Source organism: Lentzea sp. NEAU-D7 (assembly GCF_026242055.1).
GTDB lineage: Bacteria > Actinomycetota > Actinomycetes > Mycobacteriales > Pseudonocardiaceae > Lentzea.
This window is the reverse complement of record NZ_JAPJDL010000009.1, coordinates 219,868-241,528: the sequence shown is the minus strand read 5'-3', so window position 1 is coordinate 241,528 and position 21,661 is coordinate 219,868. Positions and strand designations below refer to the sequence as shown.

The following is a 21,661-nucleotide window of genomic DNA, read 5'->3' as shown; positions in this document are numbered from 1 at the left end:
GAGGTACGGTGCCGCGTCTAGGACCCAACAACGTCGTTGGGGAGGAACCTCAGGGAGGAGACGAGCCGTGCGTCGTCGTATGCGTGGTGTCGCGGTCGCCGCGATCGCGTTGACCAGCGTGATGACTATGGCCGCCTGCGCGAAGGACTCGGGTGGCGGGAGCAACAACGCGAGTACCGGTACGGGTGCCGCCTGCGAGTTCGCCGAGGCCCCGACCGCGCCTGCTACCTCGAACACCAGCGCCGCCAACGGTGACAAGGTGGACGCGAGTGCGCTGAAGATCGGTCTTGCCTACGACATCGGTGGCCGTGGCGACGCGTCGTTCAACGACTCCGCCGCCGCCGGTCTGGACAAGGCCATCGCGGACATGGGCGTGAAGAAGGAGAACACGCGCGAGCTCTCCGCCGCTCCGAACGAGGACGAGTCCGCCAAGCAGACCCGTCTGCGCCAGCTGGCCTCCGAGGGCTTCAGCCCGATCATCGGTGTCGGCTTCGCCTACGCCGAGTCGATGAAGCTCGTCGCCGCGGAGTTCCCGAACGTCAAGTTCGGCCTGGTCGACTCGGCCGTCGAGGGTGCCGCCAACATCACCCCGCTGCTGTTCGCCGAGCAGGAGGGCTCCTTCCTGGCCGGCGTCATCGCCGCGTACCAGAGCAAGAAGTGCCACGTGGGCTTCGTCGGCGGTGTCGAGATCCCGCTGATCCAGAAGTTCGAGGCCGGCTACTTCCAGGGTGCCAAGACCGCCGCGCCGAAGATCCAGGTCGAGAAGAAGTACATCACCCCGGCCGGTGACTTCACGGGCTTCCAGGACGCCCCGAAGGGCCAGGAAGCCGCGAAGGGCCAGATCGACAAGGGCGCCGACGTCATCTACCAGGCCGCCGGTGCCTCCGGCAAGGGCATCTTCTCGGCCGCCAAGCAGGGTGGCGTGCTGGCCATCGGCGTCGACTCCGACCAGTACAACCAGGCGACCGTCGCCGACACCAAGGACGTCATCGTGTCGTCGATGCTCAAGCGCGTCGACGTCGCGGTCTACGACTTCGTCAAGGCCGTCGCCAAGAACGACATCGCCTCGCTGCCGAAGGTCTTCGACCTGAAGGTGAACGGTGTCGGCTACTCCACGTCGGGTGGCAAGATCGACGCGAAGCTGCAGGGAATCCTCGAGGGCTACAAGGCCCAGATCATCGAGGGCAAGATCAAGGTCGCGGACAAGCCGTAGTCCGAAAGCCGCACGCACTCCGGGCCCTGTGAGGATTTCGCCCTCACAGGGCCTGGTGCGTGGTAGGAGGAGCACTCGACGATGAGCAGTTCCACGTCCGTTGGGACGGACGAACACCCCGCGGTGGTGCTCACAGGCATCACCAAGCGATTCCCAGGTGTGGTCGCCAACAGCGACGTCCACCTGACCGTCCGCCGTGGCGAGGTGCACGCCCTGTGCGGTGAGAACGGCGCGGGCAAGTCCACCCTGATGAAGATCCTCTACGGCATGCAGCCGCCGGACGAGGGCACCATCGAGGTGAACGGCGAGCAGGTGCGGTTCCGCACGCCTTCCGACGCCATCAAGGCCGGCATCGGCATGGTGCACCAGCACTTCATGCTGGCCGACAACCTCACCGTCCAGGAGAACGTGGTCCTGGGCGCCGAGGCCCTGCACGGCATCGGCAAGAAGGCCCGCGCGCGCATCATCGAGCTCTCCGGGAAGACCGGCCTCAACGTCGACCCCGGCGTCCTGGTCGAGCAGCTCGGAGTCGCGGACCGCCAGCGCGTCGAGATCCTCAAGGTGCTCTACCGCGGTGCCAAGGTGATCATCCTGGACGAGCCGACCGCCGTGCTCGTGCCGCAGGAGGTCAACGAGCTCTTCGACACCGTCCGCGGCATGCAGGAGCAGGGCTACACGTTCCTGTTCATCTCGCACAAGCTCGACGAGGTCCGCGCGATCGCGGACTCCGTCACGGTGATCCGCCGCGGCACGACCGTGGGCAGCGCCGACCCGAAGACCGTCAGCTCCCGGCAGCTCGCCGAGATGATGGTCGGCAGCGAGCTGCCCAGCCCGGAGACCCGCGAGTCCACCGTCACCGACACGGTCGTGCTGGACGTCAAGGGCCTCAGGCTGATGACGCCGGACGGCTCGCGGCCGATCCTCGACGACATCGACATGGTGGTCCGCTCCGGCGAGGTCGTCGGCATCGCCGGTGTCGAGGGCAACGGCCAGACCGAGCTCGTCGAGACGATCATGGGCATGCGCAAGGCCGGCAGCGGCACCATCACGCTGCAGGGCCGGGACCTCACCAAGCTCGGGACGCTGGCCCGGCGCGAGGCGGGCATCGGCTACGTGCCGGAGGACCGCCACCGCCACGGCCTGCTGCTCACGCAACCCCTCTGGTACAACCGGATCCTCGGCTACCAGACCCGTCAGCCGACGGCCAGGGGCATCTGGCTCGACACCGACGGCGCGAAGAAGGACACCGAGCGGATCGTCGCGGACTTCGACGTCCGCACGCCCGGCATCGACGTGCCCGCGGCCGCCCTGTCGGGTGGCAACCAGCAGAAGCTCGTCGTCGGCCGGGAGCTGTCCGGCGACCCGGTGCTGCTGATCGCGTCGCACCCGACCCGCGGCGTGGACGTCGGCGCTCAGGCGCTGATCTGGGACGAGATCAAGCGCGCCCGTGCGGCCGGTCTCGCGGTGCTGCTGATCTCCGCCGACCTGGACGAGCTGATCGGCCTGTCGGACACGATCAAGGTCATGTTGCGCGGACGCCTGGTGGCCGACGCCGACCCGAACACCGTCACGCCCGAGGACCTCGGCAGCGCGATGACGGGTGCTGGTAGCACGAGCTCGGCCGTACAGGAGACCAGCACTGCGCAGGAGACCCCTGTCGTCCAGGAAGGCGCGAACTGATGGGACACCTGCGCGGCAAACTCCTGCCGCCCGCGTTGGCGATCGTCTTCTCACTGCTGTTGTGCGGCGTCGCCCTCGTCATCTCCGGCGCGAACCCGCTCAGCGCGTTCGGTGCGATGGTGACGCAGGTCGGCAAGGGCACGACGTTCGTCGACATCATCAACTCGACGGGCATCTACTACATCGCGGCGCTCGCGGTGGCGATCGGGTTCCAGATGAACCTGTTCAACATCGGTGTCGAGGGCCAGTACCGCGTCGCGGCCGTCGTGGCGGCCGTGGTCGGCGGCTCGATCGCGCTGCCCACCGGCATCCACACGATGGTGATCATCGTCGTGGCCGCGATCGCCGGTGCGGCCTGGGCCGCGATCCCCGCGATCCTCAAGGTGACGCGCGGCGTCAACGAGGTCATCTCGACGATCATGATGAACGGCCTGGCGATCGGCCTGTCCGCCTACCTGATCCGCCGCGACGTCTTCGGTGAGCTGCGGGGCAACAACATCCGCACCGCGGAGATCCCGGAGAGCGGCTGGATGCCCGGCATCTCGTTCGGCGGCAGCGGCACGATGTTCGGCTTCATCTTCGTGGCCATCGCCCTCGGCATCGGCTACTGGGTGATGATGAACAAGACCCGGTTCGGCTTCGAGCTGCGGGCGTCCGGCGAGTCCTCGACCGCCGCGTCGGCCGGTGGCGTCAACGCCAAGAAGATGATCATGGTCTCGATGCTGCTCTCGGGCGCCATCGCGGGCCTGATCTCGCTGCCGGAACTGCTCGGCCGCGACCACACGTTCAGCCTGAACTTCTCCGCCGGCATCGGCTTCTCGGGCATCGCGATCGCGCTGCTCGGCCGCAACCACCCCGGTGGCATCGCGTTCGGCGCGTTGCTCTGGGCGTTCCTCGACAAGTCGGGTCTCGCGCTCGACAACGTCGGTGTGCCCAGGGAGATCGTCACCATCATGCAGGGCTCGATCGTCCTGTCGGTCGTCGTCGCCTACGAGGTGGTGCGCCGGTTCGAGCTCGCCTCGGAGCAGCGTCGCGTCGGCCGTGAGCTCGGAACTGTCGGAGGTGCGGCGTGATCACGACGTTGGAGGAGAAGCCGCACATCCCGGCGGTGCCTCGCAAGCGCAAGATGCCCGGCTGGGCCGTGGCCATGCTCGGTGTCGCCGGTGCGATCGCGCTGCTGTCGATCACCTCGATGCAGACCGGGTTCCCGCAGCTCACGTCGTCGGGCACGACCCAGACGGCGGTCCGGCTCGCGCTGCCGATCCTGCTCGCCGGTCTCGGCGGCCTGTGGGCGGAACGCGCCGGCGTGGTCAACATCGGCCTCGAAGGCATGATGATCATGGGCACCTGGGGCGCGGCGTGGGCCGGCTACCAGTGGGGTCCGTGGGCCGCTCTCGTCGCGGCCGTCGTGTTCGGTTCGCTGGGCGGCCTGCTGCACGCGATCGCCACCGTCACGTTCGGCGTGAACCACATCGTCTCCGGTGTGGCGATCAACCTGCTCGGCGCCGGTCTGACGAAGTACCTGTCGACGCTGATCTTCCTGCCGCTGTCGAACAACCCGCGGCAGTCGCCGCCGGTCCAGTCGTTCGACACGTTCTCGGCGGCGGGCCTGAGCGACTGGCTCGGCGAGCTCGAAGCCGGGCAGCGCCTGTTCATCTCGGACGTCGCGGGCATCCTGCGCGGCCTCGTCACCGGCGTCTCGCCGCTGACGATGATCGCGATCCTGCTCCTGCCGCTGTCGTACTTCCTGCTCTGGCGCACCCGCTTCGGCCTGCGCCTGCGCTCGGTCGGCGAGAACCCGTACGCGGCGGACTCGCTGGGCGTGAAGGTGTACTTCCACAAGTACGTCGCCGTCATCGTCTCCGGTGGTCTCGCCGGTCTCGGTGGCGCCGCGCTGGTGCTCAACCCCGGCCAGCTGTCCTACCTGGAGGGGCAGACCGGCGGCCGCGGCTACATCGGCCTCGCCGCGATGATCTTCGGCAACTGGCGGCCCGGTGGCCTGCTCGGTGGTGCGGCGCTGTTCGGCTACGCCGACGGCCTGCAGCTGCGTTCGGGCGGCGAGACGGTGCTGGCGCTGGTCTACGGCGTGGTGCTGCTGCTCGGCGTGATCGTGGTGTGGCAGCTCTACCGCCGCAAGTGGTTCTCCGCGGCGGCGGCCATCGCGGTGGCCGTGGTGATGTACCTGCTGTACATCAGCCTCGACGAGATCCCCAGCGAGTTCGTGTCCTACGCGCCGCACATGGTGACGCTGGCCGTGCTGGCCGTGGCATCACAACGGTTGCGGATGCCTGCCGCCGACGGTCTGGTCTACCGCCGTGGCTGACATCGACTGGGACCTGCTGCGGGCACGGGCGGTGGAGGCGGCGTCGTTCGCCCACTGCCCGTACTCGGGGCTGCAGGTCGGTTCCGCGGCTTTGTGCGACGACGGCCGCATCGTGACGGGCTGCAACGTCGAGAACGCCTCGTACGGCGTCGGTCTGTGCGCCGAGTGCGCGATGGCCGGTCAGCTCCAGCTCACGGGCGGCGGCCGGTTCGTCGCGGTGGCGTGCCGTTCCGGTGCCGGTGAGCTGCTGATGCCGTGCGGCCGGTGCCGTCAGGTGCTCTACGAGCTGGGCGGCCGCGACTGCCTGGTGGACACGCCTTCCGGCGTGCTGCCGATGTCGTCGGTGCTGCCGGACGCGTTCGGGCCGGAGGACCTGCCATGAGCTTCTCGGCGGTGGACGTCATCCGCGCCAAGCGCGACGGCTCGGTGCTGACGGACGCGCAGATCGACTGGGTCATCGACGCGTACACGCGCGGTGCCGTCGCGGACGAGCAGATGTCCGCGCTGGCGATGGCCATCTTCTTCAACGGCATGACGGCGGCGGAGACCGCGCGCTGGACGCAGGCGATGATCTCGTCCGGCGAGCGGCTCGCGCTGCACGTCGACAGGCCGACGGTGGACAAGCACTCGACGGGCGGGGTCGGCGACAAAATCACGCTGCCGCTGGCACCCCTCGTCGCCGCCTGCGGCGCCGCCGTGCCGCAGCTGTCCGGTCGCGGTCTCGGCCACACCGGTGGCACCCTGGACAAGCTGGAGTCGATCCCGGGGTGGCGCGCCGCGCTGTCCACCTCGGAGATCCTTTCCCAGCTCTCCTCGGTCGGTGCCGTGGTGTGCGCCGCCACCGAAGGACTCGCTCCGGCCGACCGCAAGCTCTACGCGCTGCGGGACGTCACCGGAACCGTCGAGGCGATTCCGCTGATCGCGTCCTCGATCATGTCGAAGAAGATCGCCGAGGGCGCCGAGTCGCTGGTGCTCGACGTGAAGGTCGGCTCCGGCGCGTTCATGAAGGACCTGGCCTCAGCCCGTGCTCTCGCCGAGGCCCTGGTGGCCATCGGCGTCGAGCACGGCGTGCGGATCTCGGCCCTGCTGACCGACATGTCCGTGCCCCTGGGACGCGCTGTCGGCAACGCGGTCGAGGTGGCCGAGTCCGTCGACGTGCTGCGTGGCGGCGGCCCTGCCGACGTCGTCGAGCTGACGGTGGCGCTGGCCTCGGAGATGCTGTCGCTGGCCGGGATCTCGGCCGACCCGGCCGCCGTGCTGGCCTCCGGTGAGGCTTACGAGGTGTGGGCGCGGATGATCCGCGCCCAGGGTGGCGATCCGGATGCCGCCCTGCCCGTCGCCTCGCACAAGCACGTGGTGACGGCGCCCGCCACCGGCGTGCTGTCCACTCTGGACGCGTATGGCGTCGGCGTGGCGGCGTGGCGGCTCGGTGCCGGTCGTGCCCGCAAGGAGGACCCGGTGCAGTTCGGTGCCGGCGTGCTCTGCCTGGCCAAGCCGGGGGACGCAGTCGAGGCCGGCCAGCCGTTGCTGGAGCTGTACACCGACACCCCGGACGCGGTCGAGGGAGCCCTGCAGGCGCTGGAAGGCGCCTACGAGGTCACCGGCTCCGCGCCGGAGCGTTCGCCGCTGGTGATCGACACCATCCGCGGCTAGCCGACGAGCGAGCCCGCCAGGGGCGACCTGTCCTGCTTCCACAGCACGCACAGGACCTCCTGGCGGCCCGGCGTGGTGGCGTCCTTGTACGCCTCCCACTCCTTCTGGGTGGGGACGAGCCCGGTGAAGCCGATGGGCTCCTTGATGTTCGGCTCGATGGCCTTGAACTGCTCGGTGCAGTAGTTCTTGGTGAAGTCGGCGAGCCACTTCGTGCCGGGGTAGGCGACGTCCTTCGGCTTGTCCCACAGCGGTGTCGCGGCCGAGAAGAGCTGAATTCCGTGCGGTCCGTCGCACGGCACGTTCGTCCGCACCGGCGACCCCTGCGTCAGGAAGTCCTTGGCGCACTGCGTGCCGGAGAGGTTCCACTCGGGCACGTCGCCACCGCGCCCGAAGGTGGCGATGCGCCGTGACGGCAGCGGCGCCCCGACCGGCAACGAGGCGGCCTCGGTCCACTCGGTGGAGTTCTCCTGCGGCTGCGTGGTGCCGGTGTTCTGGCCGGCGTTGTTCTGGGAGGCCTCGGGCTTGAACACCTGGTAGCCCGCGAACGCGGCACCCGCGAGCACCGCGACGCCCACCACCACGGCGGCGACCTTGACCGCGGTGCCCTTCTTGTTCCGCGGCAACCGAACCGCCGGGCCGCCCTGCACGATCGCCGTCAGCATGTGCCGAGCCTGCGGTGCGGTCAGGCGCCGGTGCGGGTCGACCGTGAGGAACCCGCGGATCACGTCGGCCAGCGCGGGCGAGGCCCGCCGCAGCACCGGCGGCTCGTTCATGACCGCGTGCAACGTGGACGCGGTGGACGTCCGCTCGAACGGGCTGACACCTTCGACCGCGTGCGCCATCGTGACGCCGAGCGCCCACAGGTCCGACGCGGGCGAGGCCTCCCACCCGCTCAGCCGGTCCGGCGACATGTACGCGGGCGAGCCGACGATGCCGCCGTTGTGCGTGAGTCGCGGGTCGTCCATCGCCTGCGCGATGCCGAAGTCCGTGAGCTTCACGGCCCCGTCCGGGCGCACCATGATGTTGCTGGGCTTGACGTCCCGGTGCACGATGCCCGCCGAGTGCGCGGCCTCCAGCGCACCGAGCACCTGCAACGCGACGCCCGCCATCCAGGTCGAGTCGCGCGGCCCGTGCTTCTGCACGATGCTCGCGAGGTCGAGCGCGTCGACGAGCTCCATCGCGAGGTAGGTGCGGTCGTTCTCGCGGACGATGTCGTAGACCGTGACCACCGCGGGATGGTTCAGCCGGCCCGCCGTGCGCGCCTCGCGGAGCATGCGCTCCTCGAGCACGTTGCGCTCCTCGGCGGCGATGCCCTGCGGCGGGTGCAGCTCCTTGAGCGCGACCGCGCGGCCGAGCACCTGGTCCTGAGCACGCCAGACGACACCCATCGCACCTCTGCCGAGCTCGGCGAGCAGTGCGTAGCGGTTGGCGACGAGTCGCTGTTGCTGCACGGACCATCCCTCCTGGACGCCCCCAGATCCGGCGAGCATAACGACGGTCGTGTGAGCGCTCTCCTCATGGTCACGTCTGCCGCCGGTGGTCGGTTCAACGCCGCGGCGCTTGATCGGGAGCCGCAAGTCGGGCACGAGGTCACGGGCCAGGTCGTCTCCCCAGACGCACAGCGTGCGTTGCCACGGGCGGCCGAAGGTGCTCTGGCCGCCCGCCCCAGTAGGCCAGGGCCGCCAGTCCAGGGACCGGCGTGCCCGAGTTCGGCGGCGCGGCATCGCGGGCCAACGCTCGGGATGAGGTGCTCCGCCGGGTGTGGAACCGCCGGTCGGGCTCGTCCCACAGCCGCCGGTCCCGTCGGACAGCGCGATCCGCGCGCTGCTCACCACGCGACGAGCTGGCCGAGAACGCGGAACGGCCCCGGAGCGACGTTGCTCCGGGGCCGTTCGCAGTGGTCGGACGATCAGGCGCCTTCGGCGGCCAGGTCGTCGTCGTCCATGTCCTTGCCGCCGTTCGCCGGCTTGGGGCCGCCGTTCTTGCGGGTGCGGCGCTGCGGGCGCGGCAGGGCGGTGGGCGGCGGGGGCGGGGTGGGCGAGCCGCCGCCGAGGATGAGCTCGGCGAAGGTGGCCATGGCCTCGTCCAGCTGGCCGCCGATGCGCAGTTCCGACTCCTGGTTCGACTTGCGGACCAGGGACTGCAGCGAGTCGGTGTCCGGGCGGGCGCCGACGGTCTCGGCGACCTTGGACAGGCTCGCGTCGACGGAGCCGCCGAGCTCGGAGATGCGGGCGGCGAAGCCGTCCTCGACCTTGTCGAGGCGGTCCGTCATCGTGTCGAGCTTCGAGGTGACCTGCTCCAGGCGGCCGGCGAGGGCCTCCAGGCGGTCCGCCGAGTCGACCTGGTCGCGGGACTGCTCGATCGCCGCGTACAGGGCGGTGCGGGCCTCGTCGAGCTTGCCGCCCACGACCTCGCGGGTGTCTGCGACGGCCGTGGCGAGCTCGGTGCGGGTCTCGGCGAGCGAGCCGGCGAGCGCGTCGCGGGTCTCGGCCAGCGTTCCGGCGAGGGAGTCGCGGGTCTCCGCCACGACGCCGGCCAGTTCGCCGCGGGTCTCCGCCACGGCGCCGGACAGCTCGGTGCGGGTCTCGGCCAGCGACGCGGCCAGCTTGTCGTGGTTGCCGGTGACGGTGGACGTCAGCTTGTCGCGGCTGTCTGCGATCGCTCCGGCCAGCTCCCCGCGGCTCTCGGCGATCGCGGTGGCCAGCTCGGTGCGGGCGGCGGCGAGGGCGTCGCGCTGCTCGTCGGCGCGGCCGTGCACGCTCGAGAACGACTCGGCCAGGATCTTCTGCAGGGCCTCGCGGGTGCCGTCGAGGTGCTCGTGCACGCCCTCGTCCACCTCGTCGAGACGGCCGCGCAGCGCGGCTTCGAGGGCCTCGACGCGCTCGCGCAGCGGGGTGGTGACGGCGGCCGGGATCGCGTCGACCTTGCCGTCCTGCTTGTCCAGGTGGCCGTCGAGGTCGTCGATGCGCTTGTGGATGCTGGAGAGCTTGTCCTCCAGGCCGTCCATGCGGCCTGCGACGCCCTCGAAGCGACCGGCGACGCCGTCGAGGCGGCCGTCCAGCTGGGCGAAGGGCTTGGCGAGCTTGTCCACCAGGGCGTCGACCGCGCGACCGATGTCGGCGACGGCGTTGTCCTGGGCCTCCAGCTTGGCGAGGGCCTCGTCCAGGCGCTCAGCGAGAACGCTGACCTCGGTGCGGTCCGGCAGCTCCGACAGGCGCTTGCGAACCGAACCCAGCGACTCCAGAGGCGACATCCGGGCGTGGATCTCGTCCAGCGCGTCGAAGATCTGCTGCTGCTCGCTCTCACGGATCTCCGCGGCGCGCGTGAGCATGTTGCGCATCCGATCGAAGGACATCGTGGAGTTGTTGTTCTCTGTCACGGCTGAGTGCCTTCGTCCAGGGGAGGGGGAGACCACGGGAGCCTATCCGCGTCACGGGACGTCGCTGTACCACCCCCGCCAGAAAACGGCCGGGTACGGATCGGCAACTAACCCGATCAGGCTACCCGACTACTCTCAACGCCAAGTTACCGCCCGGAAGCAGGCAGTAACGTCCGTTGATGTTCCTACCTTGGGGTGACTCAAGCCTCACAGTGGTTGCAGAAAGTTGCTGATCACGGATCTGCAACGACGTTGTACCGACAAACGATCATATCGGTAGCAAGATCATCTGGCGAACGCCGAGGCGGCGTGTCGCCTGGAGTAACGTGTAGCAATGTCCACGCCGCTTACCTTGGAGACCATCCGCAGCGCGCCGAAGGTGCTGCTGCACGACCACCTCGACGGTGGCCTCCGCCCGCAGACGGTGATCGAACTCGCCGATGCCTCCGGCTACCAGGGCCTGCCCACCACCGACGCGGGCGTCCTCGGCGGCTGGTTCCGCGACAACGCCAACTCCGGCTCCCTCGTGCGCTACCTCGAAGGTTTCGCCCACACGTGCGGTGTGATGCAGGACGAGGCCTCTCTCGTCCGCGTCGCCGCCGAGGCCGTGGAGGACCTGGCGGCCGACGGCGTCGTCTACGCCGAGATCCGGTACGCCCCGGAGCTGAACACCGAGAAGGGCCTCTCGCTGGAGCAGGTCGTCGAGGCCGTCCAGGAGGGCTTCCGCCTGGGCACCGCCCGCGTCGCCGAGACCGGCCGCAAGATCCGCGTCGGCACCCTGCTGTGCGCGATGCGCCAGAACGAGGGCTGGCTGCGCATCGCCGAGCTCGCCGTCCGCTACCGCGACCTCGGCGTCGTCGGCTTCGACATCGCGGGCCCCGAGGCCGGGTTCCCTCCCACCAGGGGCCTCGACACGTTCGAGTACCTGCGCCAGCAGAACGCGCACTTCACCATCCACGCCGGTGAGGCGTTCGGCCTGCCGTCCATCTGGGAGGCGATCCAGCACTGCGGCGCCGAACGGCTCGGCCACGGCGTGCGGATCGTCGACGACATCAAGGTCTCCGGCGATGGCACGGTGCAGCTGGGCCGGCTGGCCGCCTACGTGCGCGACCGCCGCATCCCGCTCGAGATGTGCCCGACCTCAAACCTGCAGACCGGCGCCGCGCCGACGCTCGCCGAGCACCCGATCGGCCTGCTCGCGAAGCTGCGGTTCCGCGTCACGGTCAACACCGACAACCGCCTGATGAGCGACTGCTCGCTCTCCAGCGAGTTCGCCGCGCTGGCCGAGACGTTCGGCTACGGCTGGACGGACCTGCAGTGGTTCACGATCAACGCCATGAAGTCGGCGTTCATCGGCTTCGACGAGCGGCTGTCGATCATCAACGAGCTGATCAAGCCGGGGTACGCCTCGCTCACCGCGTGAGCGACCGCTGGGCCCAGGCGCTCTCGTCGATCGCGCTGAGCTCCAGCAGCGGCTCCCACCACGCGCGGTTGGCCGCGTACCAGCGGATGGTGTCCCGGACACCGGCCTCGAAGCCGATCTCCGGGCGCCATCCGAGCTCGCGGCCGATCCGCGAGGAGTCCAGCAGGTAGCGCCGGTCGTGGCCGGGCCGGTCGGCGACGACCTGCTTGCGCGACGGCGGCAGCCCGAGCTCGTCCAGCACGAGGTCGGCGATCTGGTCGACGCTGGCCTCGACGCCGGTGCCCACGTGGTAGGTCCGGCCGACGACGCCGTCCCGCAGCACCGCGTCGATCGCACGGCAGTGGTCCAGCACGTGGATCCACTCGCGGCGGTTGCCGCTCGACGCGTAGACCGGCAGCCGCTCCCCGGTGAGGGCGCGGGTCGTGAACAGCGGCAGCACCGTCTCGGGGAACTGGTTCGGGCCGTAGTTGTTGGCGCAGTTGGTGATCGTCACCGGCAGGTCGAACGTCTCGAAGTACGAGCGCACGGCGTGGTCCGCGCCGGCCTTCGACGCGTTGTAGGGCGTGCGCGGCCGGTACGGCGACTCCTCGTGGAACGCCTCGGTGGCGTCCAGGGCGAGGTCGCCGTAGACCTCGCACGTCGACACGTGGTGGAAACGCTGAACGCCCGCGCGGCGGCAGGACTCCAGCAACGCCTGCGTGCTCAGGACGTTCGTGCGGAAGAACCGGCCCGGATCCAGCACCGCGAGGCTGTTGTGCGATTCGGCCGCGAAGTTCACCACGACGTCGATGCCCTCGACGTCGGCGGAAGCGATGTCCGCGTGCACGAACGGCACGTCGGCGGGCAGGTTCGCGCGGATGCCGCGGTAGGTCAGCGCGTCGAGGGCGATCACCTCGTCCGCGGGGTGTTCGCGCAGCCAGTAGCGGGTGAAGTGCGAGCCGATGAACCCGGCAGCACCGGTGACGAGCACGCGCATGGTCAGTCCTCCGGGGGAATCGCGGCGACGCCGGGAGGTTCCGCGCCGGGCCAGCCGCGGAACTCGACCTCCAGCTGGAACCGGTGGCCCAGGTAGTGGTGCTCGGACAGGGCGATCGGGTGCTCCGCGGCGTCCAGGGCGACGCGCCGCACCAGCAACACCGGCGTGGTGGCCGTGACGCCGAGCAGGGGACCGAGGTCACCCGCGGCGACGGCGGCGATGCTCTGCCGGACGACGGCGATCTGGTTCCCGTTGCGGCGCAACGTCTCCCACGTGCCGGGCGACTCCGCGTCGGCGCGGCTGACCGGTGCGGCCAGCGCCAGGGGCACCCACTCCGTCACGACGTCCAGCGGCGTGTCCCCGGTGCGGCGCAATGAACGCACGCGCAGCATCTCGCCGGAGCCCAGCGTCGAGGCGACACCGGCCGGAGCCTCGCGGTAGCCGTACTCCAGAACGGTCCGCACCAGGGAGACGCCGGCTTCGGCGACGGCCGAATGCGCGTGCTGGAACGTGCCGAGCGCCAAGGGCTGTGCGAACGACACCACGTACCAGCCCGCGCCTTTCCGCGACGCGAGCAGGCCTTCGTCGCGCAGCTGCTCCAGGGCACGGCGCACGGTCACGCGGCTCACCTCGTAGCGGCGGCCCAGCTCGGCCTCGCTCTCGATCGACCCCGCCGGGCCGTAGTCGCCGAGCGTGATGCGCTCGCGCAGTTCGGCGGCGAGGCGCTGCGACCGAGAACCTGTCATAAACCTGTATCATACAGGCGGCGCAACCGGATGTTGTTCCGGTCCTGGACGACAGCTGGTCGACAGCTGCCGCTGGGAAGGTGGTGGCATGCGCCCTGCAGTGATCTCCGGAGGACTCGCCGTCCTCGCCTCGATGGCCTTCGTCCTGCCCGCCAACGCCTCTGGCGAGCACGCCGCCTTCTACACCGGAACCGGCCTGACCGGCACCAAGTCCGCGGTCGACCTCGCGAACCGGGAGTGCGTGAACATCGCGCCCCAGAGGTCCGCGACCAACATCTCGAACTCCGAGATCGAGGTCTTCTTCAACGCGGACTGCCAGAAGGGTCGCCCCGGCGAGTCCGGCGACCTCTACTACGTCCTCGGCAGCCTGCACTGGGGCAACTACCCGTTTCCCGCTGTGAGCTACCGGGTCCGTTAGGCGACAACGAAAAGAGGGCCACCCGAGCGGATGGCCCTCTTTCGCGTCAGCGGACTCAGTTGGTGTTGAGCCGGTCCTCGAACGAGGCCTGCAGCGTGCGGAACGCGGCCACCTCGGCGTCGTACGGCGCGGACGGCGCGAGACGCGTCGGGTCCGGCGACACGACGAACGACACGAGCCAGCCCAGCGACTCGGACGAGGCGAGCGCGTCCTTCACCGACTCGTCGTCGGCCCACTCGGCCGCGTCCTCGAACAGTTCGACGGCGAGGTCGAGCTGCTGCGGGTCGAGGGCGTCGGGGCCCTCCTCCATGTCCTCGGCGATGCCGGTCAGCACGTAGACGTTGTCGTCGTCCACCTCGACGTCGAGCTCGCCCGCGGTGGCCTTGACCTTGATGTCGTTCCAGGTCTCGACCTCGGCCAGGTCGTGCTCGTCGTTCTCGGCGACGAAGCGGCTCAGGCCGCGCGGCGAGCTGAAGACCTCGATCTTGCCGCGGCGGCCCAGGAACACCGGGTCGTCGCCGAGGTAGCAGCGCAGCGTGTAGAACTCGCCCGCCGACGTGATGATCTTGATGGGGTCGACGCCGACCTCGGCCCAGAAGCCCGTGGGCTCGGCCTTGTCCTCGTCCTCGGACTCGCCGGGGGAGTCGACGGCGGCAGCGGCCGTGGCGGCCTCCAGCGCGGCGAGCTCCTCCTGGGCGACCGCGAGCTCCTTCTCGGGGACCTCCGGCGTGTTCACCACGCTGTCGATCGCGTCGAGGACCTCGTCCCACTTCTCGGAGACGACCTCGGACAGCTCGCCCCACAGCTTGCCGCCGTCACGGCCGCTGAACGGCAGCGTGCCCTGCGGCAGCAGCGAGAAGCCCTCGGCGCTGTCGAGCACCTCGTGGACCTTCTCCAGGTCGCAGACGTCCGCGAGGGCGCGCACGATCGCGATGACGTCGGCGAGCTCACCGATCGTCCAGGTGTCCGGGTCCTCCGCGACGAGCTCCGGCACGCCGACGAGGTCGAACTGGTGGTTGTCGTCCGGCGAGAGGTCCGCGACGCCCAGCGACGGCACGACCGGCCACGCGGGGTGATCGGTCAGGTCGTGCTCCTCGGCGGTGCGCACGAACGCGGCGAGGTGCGCGGCGTCGGGGAAGACGAACAGGTCCTCCTCGTCGCCGAGGAACGCCTCCCACTCCTCGCCCTTCTCGCGCCAGCGGGGTGCCCACAGGGTGACCACGTCACCCTGCGTCAGCCCCAGCTCGATGGGGACGATGTCCTGCGCCATCCTGACCTCCCGGTCACGCCTGCCTGATGCCGTCGACGAGCCTAACGGTGCTGATCACCGGCGCCACAAGGGGTTCTCGAAGAAAGCGTCTTCATCTGGGTCCTCGACGCGCGGCGGCCTCTGCCTGCGCTCCGGTGGTGCCTGCTCAGCAGGGGCTTTGGGCGGCACGACCGGGTTCCAGGTCGACCGGAAGGGTGAGTCGCCGGCGATCGACTCGACGTCGATCGCCATTCCGTCGCCCAGGGCCAGCGCCATCTTGTTGAAGCTGGCCTGCACGGCCGCGTTCGTGGCGAGCTGGACGGTCTCGGTGACGACCTGGCCGACCGCCTGCGCGCCCTGGTTCAGCAGCGCCGGGTGCAGGTGCAACGCCTTGATCTCGCCCTTCGGCGACGCCGTGACCATGCACATCCCGTTCGGGTGCTCGGTCGTGGCGGTGAGGACGCCGAGCTCGCGCTGGAGCTGCTCGGTGGCCCGCATCCGTTCCTCGTTCACCGCTGCCACCCGAAGTCGTCCTCGTCCTGACCGCGTTCGACACCCAGCGCGGTGAGCTCGCGCGGGTCGACCACCCGGTCCAGCGTCTGGTGCAGGCGGGTGTTCGCGGTGCGCTGTGCCTTGTCGGCGATGCGCATGATCTCGGCGGCGAGTCCTTGCGGGCCCATCCGCAGCGCCGCGGGGCTCACCGAGATCTGCTTCGGCGGACCGCCGGGCGTGGCGACCACCGTCACCGCACCGTCCGGAGAGGACGCTCGTCCGGTGATGGGACCACTGCGCGTGACGTGCTCCGACACCGCCTGCTCGACATCGCGCACCTTCCGCGCGGCGCGCTGGACGTCGTCGTCCACTCCGGTCACCCCCTGTCGTGGTCAGTGTGCCGCATCCCGGGATCTTCGGCGGCGGCTTGTGGCGACGCGGTGAGGTCGTCCGCGACGATCGCGGACGAGGGCCTGGTCGCGACGCGGCCGGGCGTCACCCGGTGGGGCGGTAGAAGCCGTAGAACGACATGCCGCTGTTCGTCGTGCGGATCGGCTGCACCTGCACCGGGTCGCCGGCCTCGACCATCTGGCCGTTGCCGATCACCATCGCCACGTGCCCGTCCCACACCACGAGGTCGCCCGGCAGCAGCTGGTCCGGCGGCACCGAGGCACCCATCGCCTGGGACGAGGCCGGGCGCGGGATGTCGAACCCGGCGCCGCCGTAGGCCCACTGGGTGAGGCCGGAGCAGTCGGTGCCCTGGGGCGGGTTCGCGCCACCCCACACGTACGGGGTGCCCAGGGCGGACAACGCGTTGCGCACGGCCTTGGCCGCGGTCTCGTTCGGTGCCTCGGCGCTGCTGCCGTCCGGCAGGTTCACGCCGACGCCTTCACCGGGCTGCGGCGGGATCGCGACGGGCAGGCGCGGGCCGGAGCCACCGCCTCCTCCGCCGCCGCCCGAACCTCCGCCGCCACCGCCACCGCCACCGCCACCCGAACCGCCACCGCCGCCACCGCTGCTGCCACCGGAGCCGGATCCGCTGCCGGAGTTGGAACCGGGACCGGACTCCTGCTTCCCGGTGTCGGAGGCACCGGCCGCCGAGGTGGTGCCCTCGTCGCCGCCGAGCGGGTCGCCGAGCTTCGCCAGCGCGCCCGCGTCCGGCTTCTGCAGGGCGTTGAGCTGCCCGACGAGCTGCGTGAGCTGGTCGCGCACCTTCTGCAGTTCCGCGGTGGTCCTGCTCTGGTAACCGGAGGCCATCCCGGCGAGGTCGGCGACGGCCGCCAGCACCACGCCCGGCCCGGCCACGAGGGACAGGGCGAGCGCGGCGGCGAGCTTCGGGGTCGCCTTGGCCGTGAACTCGTCGATGAGGCCCTGGATCGCGGTGCGGCCACCGGTCACCGCGGTCACGCCGGTCGAGGCCGCGGTCTTGATCGCGGAAGCGTTGGAGGACAACAGGTTCGCGGCCGAGGTGAAGGTGGAGACGCGCGCGGTGAAGGCGTTCGCCTTGTCGCCGGACCACGTGTTCAGCACGGCGGTCGAGGCCGAGGCGTGCCGCGTGCCGAGGTCGGTCATCGCGGTCTGGGCTCGCCCGAAGGCGTCACCCGCGCGCGTCGCGCCGCCGGTGTCACCGTCGAGCTTCGCGAGGTTCTCCTTCATGGGCGCGATGAACTGGCTCAGCAGCCCCTCGACGCTCATACCTGCGCCGCCCTGGTGAGCGACGCCTTGGTCGCCTCTTCCTGGGCGATGTAGGCCTCGCGGGCCTTCGAGACCGCGGTGCCGAGGCCCGCGAGGCCCGTCGACGCGGCCTTCAGCGCGTCGAGCTGCGCCTGCGCGGCCGCCTGGAACGCGGCGTTGAGCCCGACCTCGTTGCCCAGCGCGCCGAAGCAGTCGCCCGGCAGGCTCGTGGTGCCGCTCAGCGTGCCGGTGCCGACCGTGCCGACCTCGCTCGCCAGGCCGCTCACGGCCGACGCGTACCCGGTCAAGGCGTCGAAGTCGACCTTGAAGCCTTGTTCCGCCATCTGAAAGCTCTTCCCCCAGTAGTGACCTGTTCGCTTCGATCCTGCCCCGATGAGCGGTACCTCGCCCGTCGTTCCGCCAAGATCATGGATCGGTGGGTGTGATCGAGCACTGGAACCGGATCCTGGCATGGCTGGCGGAGCACGCTCCGGCCACCCGCGCCGTGTTGCGTCCGCGATATGACGCGTTGCCGGATCTTCGGGTTCCGATCGATCTCCAGCTGTGGTGGAGCGTCTACGGCGGCACCGAGGAGGGGCTCTTCGCCGAGATCCTTCCGCCCTTCTACACGCCGCTGGGCGCCGACCGCGCGTTCGTGCTCAGGGAGACCCACGTGAGCAAGCCCGTGGACTCCTCCGAGGCGGGCGCGCCGACCAGCGGGTTCCACCCCGAGTGGCTGCCCATCGCGTTCGACGGCACCGGCGACGTGCTCGCGGTGGACCTGCGGCCCGGCGTGCTGCGCGGCTGCGTGGTCGAGTGGGACCAGGAGCGCAACGAGATGGTCAAGCCGGAGTGGACGTCGATCGTGGAGATGTTCGACCAGGTCGCGACGGCCCTGGAGACGCGCAGCGCGGTCGGGCACTGCGTCCCGGAGGTCAACACCGCGGGCGAGCTGGGCTGGCGGACGACCTAGGTCAGCGTGCGCTGACGAGCTCACGTCGCAGCGCGGCCGCGGTCGTCACGCGGGCGTGGACCTTCACGGCGGCCAGCGCGCCGAGCCAGCCGAGCGCGGTGCCGGTGGTGTTCGTGATCAGGTCGTCGACGTCGAAGATCCGGTTCGCCCACAGCAGCTGCGAGCCCTCGATCAGCAACGAGACGCCGTAGCCGATCAGGGCGGCCTGGCCGATCGAGCGCCTGCCCCAGAACATCAGCATCGCGCCGAGCGGCACGAACAGCAGCACGTTCAGCGTCATCTGGTCGAACGCGATCTGCCCGTCGCGGAACGTGTCGGCGATCCACTGGAACGGGACCAGCTGCACGGACTGGCGCGGTGCCACGGTCTGCATCGGCAGGAAAGTCGCCGCGAACAGCATGCTCGCGTAGACGGTGACGGTGGCGCCGCGGAAGGTCAGCTGGCGGAACAACAGCTGCGGGAGCAGGAAGAGCACGGAAAGGAAAACGCCCCATTGGATGCTCGCGAGCTGTGCATTCGTCATGAATCAAAGGTAGGAAAATGGCCCTCCGCGCACATCGCGCTGAGGGCCAGTTCCGCTCTCGTACTTCCGGCCGAGTGCTACTCCGCCGCGTAATCCCTCGGGCTGATGCCGCGTAGTACCGGACCGCACGCCAGGGCCGCTACCAGCGCGACCACGACACCGACGCCCACCGGGGCGACGACCCACGGCGTGATCGGCATTTCGCCGTGACCCACCAGTCCGCGCGCCAGGGTGAGCAATCCGAGGCCGACGACAATTCCCGCGCCGCACGCCGCGATCGTGACGGCGAACACCGGCAGCACCACTTCCCGGCGCAATGCGTGAGCCAGCACGCGAATCGGAGTTCCGGCCGCGATCAACGCACCGAAAGTGCGCCTGCGGTCGATCACCGACCCGGCCGCGGCCACCGCCGCGCCGATCCCGCCGAGGACCGCCGCGATGGACAGGCCGATGATCGTGGCCCGCTGCAGGTCCGCCATCAGCGTGTCGCCGTAGAGCCCCCGCTGCTCGCCGTCCACCAGCCGCACGCCCGGCAGCGTGCCGATCAATGCGGTGTGCACGGCGTCGCGGTTTTCCGGCGTCGTCGGCACGCCGACCATCGACAGCTCGCCCGCGAGCGACGGCAGCAGGGCGCGGTCGATGACCGCGCTCACCCGGCCGCTGCCCTCGAAAGGCCGCGTCTCGTAGCTCGCCGGCAGCTGCGCGCTCAGCGTGTTCTCGCTGCCGCTCGACCTGAACTCGTTGCCCTGCAACGGTCCTGACGAGTAGACGGCGGGTCCCGGCCGGCAGTGGAGGCCGGACAGCACCTGCGCGACCTCGGCGCACTCGCCGACGACGACGTACGTGCCGTGGTCGCCGCTCCTGATCGTGCCGTCGAGCATCGTGACGATCGGTCCCGAGGTCGCCAGGCGCAACGGCGTGATGTCGTGCGCCACCTGCTCCGCCACGATCGCGTTCTCCCGCCACGTCGAGTCGCGGTACGGGACCTGGCTCTCCAGCCCCGGCAGCATCGTGAGCGCCATCGAGCCGGTGAACACGGCGATCACCACGCCCGCCGAGCCGCGGAACGCCGCCACCGGGTCACCGGCGAGCCTGCGTCCCGCCATCAACGTCGAGGGCCTGCGCCACCGTCCGACGAAGAACCTGCCGACCCACGCCGTCAGCACGGGACCCGCCAGCACCAGCGCGAGCGCCACCGCGCCGAGGCCGAGGAGCACGACGGTGAACTGGCTGTCGCCGCCGGCCTCCTGCGCGTACACGATGCCGAGGAAGAACACGCCCAGCGCACCGGCGATGGTCAGCAGCCGCCACGACCTGACCCCGCGCTTCGCCTCCGCCGCGAGCGGCTGGTTCACCACGCGCCGCAGTCCCGTGATCGCGGCCCCGACGACCAGCAGCGGCGCGAGCACGGCCACCGCCGCCACGACCAGTGGTTCCGGCACGAAGTCGCCGGGGTACCAGGTGCCGCCCTCCCAGGGGACCTCGGCGGTGACGTGGCTGAACGGCTGTGCCAGCGCCACACCCAGCACGCTGCCGACGACCGCGCCGATCGCGGTCTCGGCGGCGGTCATCACCACGACCTGCCGCGGACTCGCGCCGGCGAGCCTCAGCGCGGCGAGGCGCCGTTCCCGCTTCGCCGCCGTCAGCCTCGCGGCCGAGGCGACCAGCACCAGGCACGGCACGACCAGCACCACGAGCCCGACGCGCGTGAGCAGGTAGAGCATGCCGTGGTAGTCGTCGCGGTACGAGCCCGCGCCGCCCCGCAGACCGGCCGCGGGATAGCCGTTCCCGACCTTCTCGTGGCCGACGATCGCGACGAGCTCACCGGGGAACTTGAGCGCTTCCGGCCCCAGTTCCGCGATCCGCGCACCGGGGAAGCGGTTGCCGAGCTTCTCCGCCGGGGTGTTCCGCACGAGCTCCGCCAGTGCGGGCGACAGCAGCACCTCGCCCGCCTCCGGGAACTTCGCGATGCCCGCCGCGACCGGGACGGCGCCCTGCTCGGTGCGGGCGACGTCGAACCGTTCGATGAGCTTGCCGTCGTACGAGTCCCGAGTCGGGGCAACGGAGATGACGCCCTTGTCGCTGTGGCCAACACCGTCGCGCCACGCCGTGCGGTCGGCGCGCGCCTGCAGGCCGTTCGGCGCGGCGAGGAGCCACAGGACCAGCGACACCGCGATCATCACGCCGAGCGCGACCAGCACGGTCGCGACCTGGCTGCGGCGGTCCCTGCGCAGCACCGCGAGAGCGATCCTCACGCGGACACCCCCGCCGCGATCCGGCCGTCCTGGATCTCGACGACGCGCAGCGCCCGGTCCGCGATCGCCTTGTCGTGCGTGACGATGACGACGGCCGCGCCGGTCTCCTCCGCGGCCTGCAGGAGCGCCGTCATCATCTCCTGGCCGGTGCGCGTGTCCAGGGCGCCGGTCGGCTCGTCCGCGAAGATCACCCGAGGCTGGTGGGCGAGGGCCCGCGCGATCGCGACGCGCTGCGCCTGCCCGCCCGAGAGCTGGCTCGGCAGCCGCTTCTCCAGGCCCTGCAGGCCGAGCCGCGTGAGCCAGAGCCTGGCAGCGCCGAGCGACTCCTCGCGCGACCCGCCGGCGAGCAGCATCGGCAGCGCCGCGTTCTCCTCCGCGGTCAGTTCCGCCACGAGCATCCCCGACTGGAAGACGAACCCGAACGCCGTGCGCCGCAACGCGCTGCGACCCGTCTCGTTCAGTTCACCGATCGCCCGCCCGTCGAGGAACACCTCACCGCCGTCGGCGCGCAGGATGCCGGACAGCACGTGCAGCAGCGTCGTCTTGCCGGAGCCGGACGGACCCACGACCGCCAGCACGTCCCCGGCCTTGATGTCGATGTCCACCCCGGCGAGCGCGTGCACGTCGCCGTAGGTCTTGACCAGGCCACGAGCGGCCAGAACCGAATTCATGGTCCTCAAGGTG

Annotated in this window: 21 protein-coding genes; 9 read left to right on the top strand and 12 right to left on the bottom strand. The window is 70.5% G+C overall.

The window, feature by feature from the left end:
• The first annotated feature begins 79 nt into the window (after positions 1–79).
• The 6 genes from ORI60_RS20420 (at position 80) to ORI60_RS20395 (ending at position 6,869) form a co-directional block, all read left to right on the top strand.
• A complete protein-coding gene (locus tag ORI60_RS20420; protein ID WP_266039376.1) occupies positions 80–1,213 on the top strand; it encodes a BMP family lipoprotein in 1,134 nt (377 codons plus the stop codon).
• Positions 1,214–1,294: 81 nt separating this feature from the next.
• A complete protein-coding gene (locus ORI60_RS20415; RefSeq protein WP_266039263.1) occupies positions 1,295–2,893 on the top strand; it encodes an ABC transporter ATP-binding protein in 1,599 nt (532 codons plus the stop codon).
• Complete coding sequence (locus tag ORI60_RS20410; protein WP_266039262.1) at positions 2,893–3,966, top strand: ABC transporter permease; 1,074 nt, start codon at positions 2,893–2,895, stop codon at positions 3,964–3,966. Before ORI60_RS20415 ends, ORI60_RS20410 begins: the two co-directional genes overlap by 1 nt.
• A 53-nt stretch (positions 3,967–4,019) precedes the next feature.
• Entirely contained in the window at positions 4,020–5,216 is a 1,197-nt protein-coding gene (locus ORI60_RS20405) for an ABC transporter permease (RefSeq protein ID WP_266039374.1), read from the top strand.
• Positions 5,209–5,598, top strand: a complete 390-nt coding sequence (locus tag ORI60_RS20400) for a cytidine deaminase (RefSeq protein ID WP_266039261.1) — start codon at positions 5,209–5,211, stop codon at positions 5,596–5,598. The genes ORI60_RS20405 and ORI60_RS20400 overlap by 8 nt, the downstream gene beginning before the upstream one ends.
• Entirely contained in the window at positions 5,595–6,869 is a 1,275-nt protein-coding gene (locus ORI60_RS20395) for a thymidine phosphorylase (RefSeq protein ID WP_266039260.1), read from the top strand. Before ORI60_RS20400 ends, ORI60_RS20395 begins: the two co-directional genes overlap by 4 nt.
• Here the strand turns inward: ORI60_RS20395 and ORI60_RS20390 are convergent.
• Entirely contained in the window at positions 6,866–8,320 is a 1,455-nt protein-coding gene (locus tag ORI60_RS20390) for a serine/threonine-protein kinase (RefSeq protein WP_266039259.1), read from the bottom strand. The genes ORI60_RS20395 and ORI60_RS20390 overlap by 4 nt on opposite strands.
• A gap of 458 nt (positions 8,321–8,778) precedes the next feature.
• Positions 8,779–10,224, bottom strand: a complete 1,446-nt coding sequence (locus ORI60_RS20385; RefSeq protein ID WP_266039258.1) for a hypothetical protein — start codon at positions 10,222–10,224, stop codon at positions 8,779–8,781.
• A 358-nt stretch (positions 10,225–10,582) separates the two neighbouring features.
• Here ORI60_RS20385 and ORI60_RS20380 point away from each other — a divergent pair, with 358 nt between their 5' ends.
• Positions 10,583–11,671 carry an adenosine deaminase gene (locus tag ORI60_RS20380; RefSeq protein WP_266039257.1) on the top strand — a complete coding sequence of 363 codons (1,089 nt, stop codon included), beginning with the start codon at positions 10,583–10,585 and terminating at the stop codon, positions 11,669–11,671.
• On the opposite strand, the gene ORI60_RS20375 is transcribed toward ORI60_RS20380, so the two are convergent.
• Both ORI60_RS20375 and ORI60_RS20370 read right to left on the bottom strand, forming a co-directional pair.
• Positions 11,661–12,647, bottom strand: coding sequence for a dTDP-glucose 4,6-dehydratase (locus tag ORI60_RS20375; RefSeq protein WP_266039256.1), 987 nt, complete (start codon positions 12,645–12,647; stop codon positions 11,661–11,663). The two genes, ORI60_RS20380 and ORI60_RS20375, sit on opposite strands and share 11 nt — an antisense overlap.
• 2 nt (positions 12,648–12,649) lie before the next feature.
• Positions 12,650–13,393, bottom strand: coding sequence for a GntR family transcriptional regulator (locus tag ORI60_RS20370; protein ID WP_266039255.1), 744 nt, complete (start codon positions 13,391–13,393; stop codon positions 12,650–12,652).
• An 88-nt stretch (positions 13,394–13,481) separates the two neighbouring features.
• Between ORI60_RS20370 and ORI60_RS20365 the strand changes: the two genes are divergently transcribed.
• Entirely contained in the window at positions 13,482–13,811 is a 330-nt protein-coding gene (locus ORI60_RS20365) for a hypothetical protein (protein ID WP_266039253.1), read from the top strand.
• 55 nt (positions 13,812–13,866) lie between these two features.
• Here ORI60_RS20365 and ORI60_RS20360 read toward each other — a convergent pair whose 3' ends face one another.
• From ORI60_RS20360 to ORI60_RS20340, 5 genes are all read right to left on the bottom strand, one after another.
• Complete coding sequence (locus ORI60_RS20360) at positions 13,867–15,081, bottom strand: primosomal protein (RefSeq protein ID WP_266039250.1); 1,215 nt, start codon at positions 15,079–15,081, stop codon at positions 13,867–13,869.
• 54 nt (positions 15,082–15,135) lie between these two features.
• Positions 15,136–15,582: a YbaB/EbfC family nucleoid-associated protein gene (locus ORI60_RS20355; protein ID WP_266039248.1), complete on the bottom strand. Its 447-nt coding sequence runs from the start codon at positions 15,580–15,582 to the stop codon at positions 15,136–15,138.
• Complete coding sequence (locus ORI60_RS20350; RefSeq protein WP_266039247.1) at positions 15,570–15,923, bottom strand: YbaB/EbfC family nucleoid-associated protein; 354 nt, start codon at positions 15,921–15,923, stop codon at positions 15,570–15,572. Before ORI60_RS20350 ends, ORI60_RS20355 begins: the two co-directional genes overlap by 13 nt.
• Positions 15,924–16,047: 124 nt before the next feature.
• Positions 16,048–17,247, bottom strand: coding sequence for a C40 family peptidase (locus ORI60_RS20345; RefSeq protein WP_266039246.1), 1,200 nt, complete (start codon positions 17,245–17,247; stop codon positions 16,048–16,050).
• Complete coding sequence (locus tag ORI60_RS20340; RefSeq protein ID WP_266039245.1) at positions 17,244–17,570, bottom strand: hypothetical protein; 327 nt, start codon at positions 17,568–17,570, stop codon at positions 17,244–17,246. The genes ORI60_RS20345 and ORI60_RS20340 overlap by 4 nt, the downstream gene beginning before the upstream one ends.
• A 92-nt stretch (positions 17,571–17,662) precedes the next feature.
• Between ORI60_RS20340 and ORI60_RS20335 the strand changes: the two genes are divergently transcribed.
• On the top strand, positions 17,663–18,199 hold the full coding sequence (locus ORI60_RS20335; RefSeq protein ID WP_266039243.1) for an SMI1/KNR4 family protein: 537 nt from the start codon (positions 17,663–17,665) through the stop codon (positions 18,197–18,199).
• Between the two features lies 1 nt (position 18,200).
• Here ORI60_RS20335 and ORI60_RS20330 read toward each other — a convergent pair whose 3' ends face one another.
• The 3 genes from ORI60_RS20330 to ORI60_RS20320 all read right to left on the bottom strand — a co-directional run bounded on the left by ORI60_RS20330 (position 18,201) and on the right by ORI60_RS20320 (position 21,648).
• Positions 18,201–18,722 carry a VanZ family protein gene (locus tag ORI60_RS20330; protein WP_266039242.1) on the bottom strand — a complete coding sequence of 174 codons (522 nt, stop codon included), beginning with the start codon at positions 18,720–18,722 and terminating at the stop codon, positions 18,201–18,203.
• A 77-nt stretch (positions 18,723–18,799) separates the two neighbouring features.
• On the bottom strand, positions 18,800–20,977 hold the full coding sequence (locus tag ORI60_RS20325; RefSeq protein WP_266039240.1) for an FtsX-like permease family protein: 2,178 nt from the start codon (positions 20,975–20,977) through the stop codon (positions 18,800–18,802).
• The gene (locus tag ORI60_RS20320; protein ID WP_266039238.1) at positions 20,974–21,648 is read right to left on the bottom strand and encodes an ABC transporter ATP-binding protein; all 675 of its coding nucleotides are present in this window, start codon (positions 21,646–21,648) and stop codon (positions 20,974–20,976) included. The genes ORI60_RS20325 and ORI60_RS20320 overlap by 4 nt, the downstream gene beginning before the upstream one ends.
• Positions 21,649–21,661: the final 13 nt, after the last annotated feature.

Bases quoted from the DNA above. Each gene is read 5' to 3' on its own strand.
- ORI60_RS20340 (WP_266039245.1), bottom strand. From the start codon at position 17,570: ATGGCGGAACAAGGCTTCAAGGTCGACTTCGACGCCTTGACCGGGTAC.
- ORI60_RS20380 (WP_266039257.1), top strand. From the start codon at position 10,583: ATGTCCACGCCGCTTACCTTGGAGACCATCCGCAGCGCGCCGAAGGTG.
- ORI60_RS20345 (WP_266039246.1), bottom strand. From the start codon at position 17,247: ATGAGCGTCGAGGGGCTGCTGAGCCAGTTCATCGCGCCCATGAAGGAG.
- ORI60_RS20330 (WP_266039242.1), bottom strand. From the start codon at position 18,722: ATGACGAATGCACAGCTCGCGAGCATCCAATGGGGCGTTTTCCTTTCC.
- ORI60_RS20410 (WP_266039262.1), top strand. From the start codon at position 2,893: ATGGGACACCTGCGCGGCAAACTCCTGCCGCCCGCGTTGGCGATCGTC.
- ORI60_RS20375 (WP_266039256.1), bottom strand. From the start codon at position 12,647: ATGCGCGTGCTCGTCACCGGTGCTGCCGGGTTCATCGGCTCGCACTTC.
- ORI60_RS20415 (WP_266039263.1), top strand. From the start codon at position 1,295: ATGAGCAGTTCCACGTCCGTTGGGACGGACGAACACCCCGCGGTGGTG.
- ORI60_RS20360 (WP_266039250.1), bottom strand. From the start codon at position 15,081: ATGGCGCAGGACATCGTCCCCATCGAGCTGGGGCTGACGCAGGGTGAC.
- ORI60_RS20395 (WP_266039260.1), top strand. From the start codon at position 5,595: ATGAGCTTCTCGGCGGTGGACGTCATCCGCGCCAAGCGCGACGGCTCG.
- ORI60_RS20385 (WP_266039258.1), bottom strand. From the start codon at position 10,224: ATGTCCTTCGATCGGATGCGCAACATGCTCACGCGCGCCGCGGAGATC.
- ORI60_RS20405 (WP_266039374.1), top strand. From the start codon at position 4,020: ATGCCCGGCTGGGCCGTGGCCATGCTCGGTGTCGCCGGTGCGATCGCG.
- ORI60_RS20370 (WP_266039255.1), bottom strand. From the start codon at position 13,393: ATGACAGGTTCTCGGTCGCAGCGCCTCGCCGCCGAACTGCGCGAGCGC.
- ORI60_RS20365 (WP_266039253.1), top strand. From the start codon at position 13,482: ATGCGCCCTGCAGTGATCTCCGGAGGACTCGCCGTCCTCGCCTCGATG.
- ORI60_RS20320 (WP_266039238.1), bottom strand. From the start codon at position 21,648: ATGAATTCGGTTCTGGCCGCTCGTGGCCTGGTCAAGACCTACGGCGAC.
- ORI60_RS20420 (WP_266039376.1), top strand. From the start codon at position 80: ATGCGTGGTGTCGCGGTCGCCGCGATCGCGTTGACCAGCGTGATGACT.